The following is a 6431-nucleotide window of genomic DNA, read 5'->3' on the forward strand; positions in this document are numbered from 1 at the left end:
CTTTAACTCACGGGGAGGAGAACAAGGTGGTTACTTTGAATGGAAATACCCTTACTTTGTCTGAAGTCAAACGGGTTCTTTTTGGAGGAGTAAAGGCTGCGGCATCTGAGGAAAGCATGCTTCGTGTAAAAAACAGCCATGAGGCCGTAAAGAGAATTGTAAGTGAAGAAAAAGTCATATACGGAATAAACACCGGCTTTGGGAAATTCAGCGATGTAAGAATTGATCAGGGAGATGTCGAGGATCTTCAGCTGAATTTAATCCGTTCGCATGCCTGCGGAGTAGGGGAACCGTTTCCTGAGTCTGTCTCAAGAGCTATGCTTCTTTTAAGAGCAAATGCTTTATTGAAAGGATTCTCAGGTGTTCGTCCGGTTGTGATTGAAACTCTTTTAGCACTTGTGAATAAAAGTATCCATCCTGTCATTCCGCAGCAGGGCTCTCTTGGAGCAAGCGGGGATTTGGCGCCTTTATCCCACCTGGCATTAGTATTAATGGGAGAAGGGGAAGTTTTTTATAAGGGGGAAAGAAAGCCTGCGCTTGAAGTGCTTGTTCAGGAAGGAATAGAACCTGTAACCTTACAGGCGAAAGAAGGGCTTGCCCTCATTAACGGTACACAGGCAATGACGGCAATGGGCGTCATTGGTTATCTGGAAGCGGAAAAAATCGCCTATCAAAGTGAGCTGATTGCAGCACTTACAATGGAAGGACTAAACGGCATAATTGATGCGTTTGATGAAAACATCCATCAGGCAAGAGGGTATCAGCAGCAGGTGGATACAGCCAGAAGAATAAGGGAATACCTGTCAGGCAGCAGCCTGATTACAAGACAGGGGGAAATTCGGGTGCAGGATGCCTATTCCATCCGCTGCATCCCGCAAGTGCATGGAGCATCCTGGCAGGCTCTTGACTATGTAAAAGAAAAGCTTGAAATCGAAATGAATGCAGCCACAGATAACCCGCTGATTTTCGAAAACGGGGAAAGCGTTATATCAGGCGGAAACTTTCATGGGCAGCCAATCGCTCTTGCAATGGACTTCATGAAAATCGCGGCAGCGGAATTGGCCAATATTTCCGAGCGCCGTATTGAAAGGCTTGTTAACCCGCAGCTGAGTGACCTGCCGCCATTTTTAAGCCCGGAGCCTGGGCTGCAGTCTGGTGCGATGATTCTTCAATATGTTGCAGCATCCCTTGTTTCGGAAAATAAGACACTCGCCCATCCCGCAAGTGTGGATTCGATTCCTTCATCAGGGAATCAGGAAGACCATGTGAGCATGGGGACAATTGGGTCGAGACATGCTTACCAGATCATCCAGAATGTCAATAAAGTGCTGGCAATTGAACTGATCTGCGCGCTTCAGGCAGCCGAGTTCCGCGGTTCTGATAAAATGGCTGATAAAACAAAACGTTTTTACGAAGAAGCTAGAAAAGTGGTGCCTTCCATCACAAAAGACCGCGTGTTTTCAAAGGATATTGAAGCATGCGCGGCCTGGCTGAAAGAAGTTGAAATAGACGCAATATAAGAAGGAGGGGTCTGAATGTTCTTCAGGCCCCTGACTTATTAATCCTTCGCTCTTTCCTCAAGTTCCTTTGCCTCATCTTCTTCAAAGCGGTTTTTAAACGCTTCCTGCGTCACAATAAATTCCTCATCTTCCTGTGCCTCAGTTGTATGGCGCTCAACCATTGTGTGTTCAGGAAATTCTCCCGGGTGATGCTTTTTTTTATGATTAAAATGGACTCCGCGTGACATAATCAGGCTCCTTTCATAGTTGAATTTGCATTCTTCCACTATTTTTCCCTCCGGCATCAGGACTATGTACAGCTGGTTCAATCAATATTTTCCGTTTGTTCGCATAAGTATATAGAGCAAAGATGAAACAGAAAAGGAGGGGGACAGCCGTGATTGATCCGAATGCTTCCGTGTTCTGTGCGGGACGGGGAGACCGTGCACCAGTTTTTATTGCCGATGCTGTCATTGATCATCAAATAAAAAAAGTCAATCTGGAGAACTATATTGGAAAATGGGTGCTGCTGTTTTTTTATCCGAGTGATTTTACCTTTGTCTGACCGACAGAATTGGCGGCGGTCGCCGCTGTGAACCCTTATTTAAAAGCCTTAAACTGCGAAGTCATGTCCATCAGTACGGACAGTGTATATGCACATAAAGTATTTAAGGAAACATCTCCGTCATTAAAAAACGTGAATTATCCAATGGTCAGCGACCGGACACATCAAATAAGCAGAGCTTATAGGGTATTGGATGAAAAGTCAGGAGCGGCCATCAGGGCATCCGTTTTTATCGACCCCAATGGCATTATCGCGGCAAAGCTCATTTACCCGGGAGAAGTCGGGAGAAATCTGCATGAGCATGTCAGAATCATGCAGGGAATTCAATATGCACAGCAGACAGGGAAGGGTGTGCCGGCAAACTGGCAGCCCGGCCAGCAGGGGATTAACAAGGATCCGAACTTAATAGGTAAAATCTAAAAGAGGAGGCGCAAGCTTTCTCTTCTATATACATAATTACTTTAATAAGCAGCGCTGAAAATATATAATAAGTACAAATGAAGTGAAGGGGGAGCTTGAGTGGACTTATTTTCTAACCTTTCTGAAGATCGGATAAAAAAAGCTTATAGGGACGGCGAGTTTGATAATCTGCCGGGATATGGGAAACCGCTGCCGCCTGATGATCTGTCTTCTGTTCCTGAGAACTTGCGAATGGCCTATCGCATCATGAAGAATGCGGGTTTCACTGATGAAGAAAACCAGGTTAAAAAGGAAATGATGACGATTGAAGACCTGATGAAGAAATGTGAGGACCAGGAAGAAAAGAAGGCACTGCAGAAGAAACTAAACGAAAAGCTGCTCCGTTATAACAGCATGATGTCGAAAAGAAGACAGAACACCAACTCATCCCTTTTTAAAAACTACGAAGAAAAAATAAACAATAAATTATTCTAATGAATTAGATGATTGGAATTGAGGAGAACACATGAATAAAGATGAATATATAAAGGTCCTTGAAAAAAGAGTGGAGGAATATGAGGCAGCCATAGCGGATATGACGGCACCCATTATTCCATCAATTATTCCCCAGACGATTCTGGTGCCAATTACAGGCCTGCTCATGGCTGAAAGATTCGAAAAAATTACGGCTAAAATCCTGAATCATATTAAAGACCATGACACAGAATTTGCCATTATAGATTTTACCGATATTACGGTCGATCGCTTAGAGCAGATGTGCCTTTCAGAACTTGGGCAGCAAATCCGCAACCTGACTGATTCCATTAACCTCATGGGAGTTAAGCCTTACTTCGTAGGAATGACCCCCCAGCTTATAAAAGAAATCATTTTTTCCGGCATTGAATTAAATGCTGAAACACATGCCAACTTCCAGGCGGCTTTAAAGCATTTAATGAAAATACACAATCTTGTCTTTCAAAAAGGCTGATTTCGTTAAGTTTGTTGCTTTTGGGCAGGTAACCTCAGCTTACCTCTGAGTTGATTGGAGTGGAAGGCGCTTGACTCCTGCGGGAGGAGAGGGAAGTGTGAGACCCCGCAGGCGAAGCCGAGGAGGCTTGCATTCCTCCCCGCGGAAAGCAAGTGCCTGGAGCGGAAATCAACGGCCTGAATTCATAGATATTAAAACAACAAATTTTTGAAAAAGGTACCTTCAAAAAATCTAAATTCTCAAGACTCCTCTCCTGAATAGGATAGGGGTTTTTTACTTATACAGGCACATTTTCTTTCCGATTGGGGATTTGTCCATGCGAAAACCTCCTCTGGCACATATTCTATAGTATCCATGAGAAAGGAGGTAGACATATGTCGAATAATTGGAGAAGAAGATTCGAGATTAATGCAGATGAAGTTGAAATCAGAGCCGAAAGAGTTATTGTAAAAGAAGATGACAATCGCCGCCGTGATGATGTGGCCGGAGCAGAAGACCGCAACAGAAAGCATCGCCGTGATGACGATGTTGCTGGAGTTGAAGACAGACGCAGAAGAGGATGCGGATGTGGCTGGGGATGCGGCTGGGGTTGCCGGAATAATGTGGGCGGAGCAGAAGATGACCGCCGAAAACATCGCCGTGACAATGTACGCGGTGCAGGTGACTTATGGTACAACAGAGACTTAGCCGGATCTGGCAGAGGCTGCAGATGCCGCCGGGATGACGATGACCGCAGAAGAAGAGGTTTCTGCGGATGCCGCTGGATCTAAAAATAATGAAAACAAAGGCAGGGGAAGCACCTCTGCCTTTTATATATGAAAATTTTCCTAAAGAACTGTAAAAATCATCCGAAATTATTAATAGAAGGTTTTAGAGATTTTCAGACTACATAGAAGGTGTGGCATGCATGGATAAAACAACGATTATAGGAGTTATATTAGGGATCATAGCGGTTGGAGTCGGGATGGTTCTTAAAGGGGTTCCGCCGTCTGCTCTGGTAAACCCGGCCGCTATTTTGATCATTATTCTGGGTACGGCAGCAGCGGTGAGCATTGCATTTCCAACAAATGAAATTAAAAGGGTGCCAAAGCTTTTTGGCATTTTATTCAAAGAAGAGAAGCTGATGAACCCGGCTGAAATGATTAAGATGTTTTCGGAATGGGCTCAGCTGGCAAGAAAAGAAGGATTGCTTGCCCTGGAGGTCAAGACGAACGAAGTTGAAGATGCTTTTCTAAAAAACGGCTTGTCTCTGGCTGTTGATGGGCAAAGTGCCGATTACATACGGGATGTATTAAGTGAAGAAATCGAAGCGATGGAAGAAAGGCACCAGGCAGGCGCGCAAATTTTCAGCCAGGCTGGCACTTATGCCCCGTCCCTTGGAGTATTGGGAGCCGTTATTGGATTGATTGCAGCTCTTGGAAATATGGAGGACACTGCAAGCCTCGGTCATGCCATAAGTGCGGCATTCGTAGCGACTTTACTGGGGATATTCACCGGATATGTGTTCTGGCATCCGTTTGCCAATAAGCTAAAGAGAAAATCCAAGCAGGAAGCAAAAATTAAAAGCATGATGATCGAAGGGATTCTTTCTATTTTAGAAGGGGAGGCACCTCGTGTGATCGAGCAAAAGCTAGCTTCCTATCTTCCTGCAGGAGAACGCCGTAAATTCCTTGAAGAAAGCAGCGTGGCAAAGGATGAGTAGGCGGAAAAAGAAGCAGCATCATGAGGAGCATGTAGATGAATCCTGGCTTTTGCCGTATGCTGATTTATTAACTCTGCTTCTTGCCCTGTTCATTGTACTCTTCTCCATGAGCTCAGTGGATGCCCAGAAATTTCAGAAGCTGTCAAAGGCATTCAATGATGTCTTTTCAGGGGGAACGGGCGTCTTTGAATTCCCAAGTCCAATGCCGGAAGGACAAATGCAATCCACGGATGCTGTGTCTGAAAAACCAAGCAAGGACCTCGAGGAAATGGCCGCGCTGGATGAATTGGAGAAAGAAAAAATGAAACAGGCTGCCGATCAGGAAGAGTTGGCAGAGCTGCAGCAAAGAGTCAATGCCTTTATTGAAAATCAAAACCTGGCGGACAAACTGGAAACCTCCTTAACCACCGAAGGACTGCTTGTTTCAATCAGGGATAATGTATTGTTCGGCTCAGGAAGTGCAGAGGTCCGTGAGCAGGATTTAAAAGTGGCAGGTGAAATTGCCGGGCTTCTCATCATGGACCCGCCAAGAAATATCATCATTAGCGGTCATACAGACAATGTCCCGATCCGCAATTCGAACTTCGAGTCCAACTGGGAGCTCAGTGTGATGCGGGCAGTCAACTTTATGAAAATCATCCTGAAAAATGACCAGCTGGACCCGAAATGGTTCAGTGCCAAAGGTTTTGGGGAATTCCAGCCGGTTGCCGGAAATGATACGAAAGAAGGCAGGGCGAAGAACAGACGGGTAGAAATTTTAATATTGCCAAGAACGGGAAATCAGCCTTAGGGGGCTGGTTTCTTTTTTTATAAGAAATAAAAAAAGGCTGTCAGCCAGCCGCTTACCGGGATTATTCATTTGCTTCCTGTTCGGTGCCGTCCGGTTTGCACATGCGGTCGACCATCACACCAAATAGAAATACACAGGCAATGGGAATGGAAAAGTTTAATATGTGAACAATGGTCATCAGCGAACCTCCTAAAATGTATTAATTACATTATATGCCGACGTTCACAAAAAAGACAAATAATTTTCTGAAAATATACACAAATTGAGATGGACAAAGAAAAAGAGCCGCAAAGGGCTCTTTATCGCAGTCTAACGGGCAGTAAGACCCCTGCTTCAAGACTCAGAAGAATCAAAGGAGGATAAGCGGGGGTCAAACTGCCCGATCTAGCTGCGGCTCCTAGGGGCTCGAGATCATAAGCCAATCAGCTGATGGGAAGAAAAGCACTCCCCACCATCTGCTCGTCTTATGCTTGTCACCCCAAGGCAAG

Annotated in this window: 8 protein-coding genes; 7 read left to right on the forward strand and 1 reads right to left on the reverse strand. The window is 45.1% G+C overall.

Going from position 1 to position 6431, the window contains the following annotated elements:
- The first annotated feature begins 26 nt into the window (after positions 1-26).
- Positions 27-1520, forward strand: a complete 1494-nt coding sequence (gene hutH / locus BK139_RS22225) for a histidine ammonia-lyase (RefSeq protein ID WP_175609179.1) — start codon at positions 27-29, stop codon at positions 1518-1520.
- Positions 1521-1558: 38 nt separating this feature from the next.
- Here hutH and BK139_RS22230 read toward each other — a convergent pair whose 3' ends face one another.
- Positions 1559-1786: a hypothetical protein gene (locus BK139_RS22230; protein ID WP_226619409.1), complete on the reverse strand. Its 228-nt coding sequence runs from the start codon at positions 1784-1786 to the stop codon at positions 1559-1561.
- Positions 1787-1869: 83 nt separating this feature from the next.
- Here BK139_RS22230 and BK139_RS22240 point away from each other — a divergent pair, with 83 nt between their 5' ends.
- The 6 genes from BK139_RS22240 to motB all read left to right on the forward strand — a co-directional run bounded on the left by BK139_RS22240 (position 1870) and on the right by motB (position 5943).
- Entirely contained in the window at positions 1870-2484 is a 615-nt protein-coding gene (locus BK139_RS22240) for a peroxiredoxin (RefSeq protein WP_286149087.1), read from the forward strand.
- Between the two features lie 99 nt (positions 2485-2583).
- A complete protein-coding gene (locus BK139_RS22245) occupies positions 2584-2958 on the forward strand; it encodes a DnaJ family domain-containing protein (protein WP_076263159.1) in 375 nt (124 codons plus the stop codon).
- Positions 2959-2989: 31 nt separating this feature from the next.
- A complete protein-coding gene (locus BK139_RS22250; RefSeq protein ID WP_076263161.1) occupies positions 2990-3451 on the forward strand; it encodes an STAS domain-containing protein in 462 nt (153 codons plus the stop codon).
- 374 nt (positions 3452-3825) lie between these two features.
- Positions 3826-4221, forward strand: coding sequence for a hypothetical protein (locus BK139_RS22255; RefSeq protein WP_076263163.1), 396 nt, complete (start codon positions 3826-3828; stop codon positions 4219-4221).
- Between the two features lie 137 nt (positions 4222-4358).
- Positions 4359-5153, forward strand: a complete 795-nt coding sequence (gene motA, locus BK139_RS22260; protein WP_076263165.1) for a flagellar motor stator protein MotA — start codon at positions 4359-4361, stop codon at positions 5151-5153.
- Positions 5146-5943: a flagellar motor protein MotB gene (gene motB / locus BK139_RS22265; protein ID WP_076263169.1), complete on the forward strand. Its 798-nt coding sequence runs from the start codon at positions 5146-5148 to the stop codon at positions 5941-5943. The genes motA and motB overlap by 8 nt, the downstream gene beginning before the upstream one ends.
- Positions 5944-6431 lie beyond the last annotated feature (488 nt).

The organism is Paenibacillus sp. FSL R5-0490 (assembly GCF_001956215.1).
Lineage (GTDB): Bacteria > Bacillota > Bacilli > Bacillales > Cytobacillaceae > Cytobacillus.